The sequence below is a fragment of the Brachyspira sp. genome, assembly GCF_050873525.1.
GTDB lineage: Bacteria > Spirochaetota > Brachyspiria > Brachyspirales > Brachyspiraceae > Brachyspira.
This window is the reverse complement of sequence record NZ_JBNMIZ010000274.1, coordinates 1-2938: the sequence shown is the minus strand read 5'-3', so window position 1 is coordinate 2938 and position 2938 is coordinate 1. Positions and strand designations below refer to the sequence as shown.

Genomic DNA, 2938 nt, shown 5'->3' with positions numbered 1-2938 from the left:
TTTGTATATTTTATATAGAATAATTTTTTATGGACTAAAATTTGAAAGTTAGATTTTTAGGAAGCAGAGGCTCGATACCAACCCCAGGTAATAGTTTTAACGAATACGGAGGAAACACATCCTGCATTCAAATTATAGACAACGAAGACAATTATATTATTTTGGACGCGGGAAGCGGAATAAAAAATTTGAGCTATTATGTTTCTAAATCGGAAAAAACGGAAAGCATATTATTACTCACGCATTTTCACTGGGACCATATAATGGGAATACCTTTCTTTGCTCCGTTCTTTTCAAATAAATATAGTTTTACGATTTACGGACCGAAAGATTCTTCAAACGAAATGTATGATACGATAAATAATATACTTGCAAAAGATTATTTTCCCGTTAGTTTGGAACAGTTTTCGGATAATTTGAAATTCGAGGCATTTTACGAAGGAAAAAAAATAACTTTCGGAAATATGCTTATAGAAGGAATATGGGTTAATCATCCATGCCATACTTTATCCTACAAAATAACTTCCGCTGGCAAAACTGTCGTTTATTTAACGGACCATGAACCTTATAAAAAACGACTGCATGAACAACATCCTTCTTTGGAACATTATAATCATAATGCCGATTTGCTTCATGCAAGATTAATAGATTATGTGAGAGGAGCGGATGTTTTGATAATAGAGGGCGAATATACGAAAAGCGAATATTATAACGGACATGTCGGCTGGGGACATTCCACTTTAAATGACGCAATTCAAGTGGGACTCGACGCGGGAGTTCCTTATGTTATACTTCATCATCATAATCAGGATAGAACGGATTCGCAAATCAAATTAATCTATAGTAAATTGCTCGCTTTCCTAAAAAAAGAAAATATAGATTTGCAGCTTGCTTTTGCAAAAGAAGGTTCTTATATAAGAATATGATTAATAAATAATTTATAAAATAAAATTATAATAATTAAGGCAGAATAAATGATACTCAAAGAACTAACTTTGCGTTCTTTTAGAAATTATGACGAAACCGTATTTAATTTTTCGGACAAAATAAATGTTTTATACGGAAATAACGGCTTGGGAAAAACGAATATTTTGGAAGCCGTTTATATGCTCGGAAACGGAATATCTTTCAGAACTCGACTTGACAGAGAGATTATAAAAAACGGAAACGACAATTATTTTATAAGAGGAATATTCAGAGAGGATAATTTATCTTACGATACTACGATTGAAATAACCTATCAAAAAAAATCAAAAAAAGTTTTTAAAAAAGTATTTATGGATAAAAAAGAAATTTCTTCAAGAAAAGATTTAATCGGAAAAATTCTTTATATTATATTTCTGCCGAACGATACGGATTTGGTTACGGGCGAGCCGAAATTGAGGCGAGATTATTTCAATATGCTTATTTCCACAATATCAGCGGAATATTTATCTTCTTTAATAAAATATAATAAACTCTTAAAAATGCGAAATGTCTGCCTTATTAAAAAACCGAACGAAGCAAATATTTATAACGAAGAGATTGCAAAACATTCTTTATATATTGCCAAAGAAAATTTAAAATATTCAAAAATACTCGAAGAAAAAATGAATCGAACTTATGAAACGATATTTCAAAACGAAAATCCTTACGCGATTAAATATTTATCGACTGTAGAAGATATAGAAAACGAAAACGATTATATTAAAAAACTGGAAAATACTTTACAGGAACAAATAAAATTAAGAACGACATATTTTGGAATACATAGAGCGGAATATCAATTTTATTATAAGGATTCGCTTTCAAGAAAATTTTCTTCTCAAGGCGAAAAAAGAATGTTTACTTTAATAATGAAACTTGCAAGCGAAAAAATACTTTCGGAATACAGAAATAAAACTCCGATACTTTTGATAGACGATGCGATGCTCGAACTTGACAACATGAGAAGAGATAATATTTTGGAATATATTAAAACTTTGGGGCAGGTTTTTATAACGGTTACGGAAAAAGAAAAAGTGAAAAATTTTGAAAGCGGAAAAATTTTTGATATTTCTAATTATTGATTTATATTAAAAATATTGTATAATAAAATTATGATAGATTATAAATTAATAGCGAAAACGATTAAAGAATCAAAATATGCCGTAGCCTTTACTGGAGCGGGAATAAGCGTGGAGAGCGGAGTTCCTCCTTTCAGAGGTCCTGACGGTTTATGGGAAAAGCATGGAAGTCAATTTGCCGAAATATCTTATTTCATGCGACATCCGAAAGAATCTTGGCAGTCTCTCAAAAAAGTTTTTTACGAACCGATTGATAATGTCAAACCGAATAAGGCTCATATAGTTTTGGCTAATTTGGAAAAAGCGGGAATAATGCGCTCGGTTATCACGCAGAATATAGACAATTTGCATCAGGAAGCGGGAAGTAAAATAGTTTACGAACTTCATGGAACGGCTAAATATGCGGTATGTATGAAATGTCAAAACAAATATAAAATAAATAAAGAAATATTATCAATGGACCCGCCCGTATGCGAAAAATGTTCTTCCGTATTGAAACCCGCATTCGTATTTTTTGGCGAGCAGCTGCCTTCTTACGATTTTCAAAGTTCAATAGAAGATGCCGACAAAAGCGATTTATTTATCATAATAGGAACTGGCGGAGAGGTTATGCCCGCCGCTCAAATTCCGCATTTGGCAAAAAGGTCTGGAGCTAAAATCATAGAAATAAATCCCGAACCTTCGAGTTTCACAAATTCAATAGTCGATATTTATGTCAAAGAAAAATCGGGCGTTGCTTTCGGCGAAATAGAGAAATATTTGGATATTTAATTAAAGTAAAAAGCGTCTCTGCTCGCAACAACTCAAAAATTAAAATAAATTATTAAATCTCTTTGACAAATAAAATTATTCTGTTATAATATTCTTATGAAGATAAAAAGAAATATAAATAG

General features: G+C 31.4%; 3 protein-coding genes. All 3 read left to right on the top strand.

Annotated elements, in window-relative coordinates; all coding sequences use genetic code 11:
* Positions 1-41 precede the first annotated feature (41 nt).
* From ACR0QS_RS12450 to ACR0QS_RS12440, 3 genes are read left to right on the top strand one after another with little or no spacing between them, the layout of a single operon-like run.
* Complete coding sequence (locus ACR0QS_RS12450) at positions 42-926, top strand: MBL fold metallo-hydrolase (RefSeq protein WP_432633774.1); 885 nt, start codon at positions 42-44, stop codon at positions 924-926.
* Between the two features lie 48 nt (positions 927-974).
* Positions 975-2048, top strand: a complete 1074-nt coding sequence (gene recF / locus ACR0QS_RS12445; protein ID WP_432633773.1) for a DNA replication/repair protein RecF — start codon at positions 975-977, stop codon at positions 2046-2048.
* Between the two features lie 30 nt (positions 2049-2078).
* Entirely contained in the window at positions 2079-2816 is a 738-nt protein-coding gene (locus ACR0QS_RS12440; protein WP_432633772.1) for an NAD-dependent protein deacylase, read from the top strand.
* Positions 2817-2938: the final 122 nt, after the last annotated feature.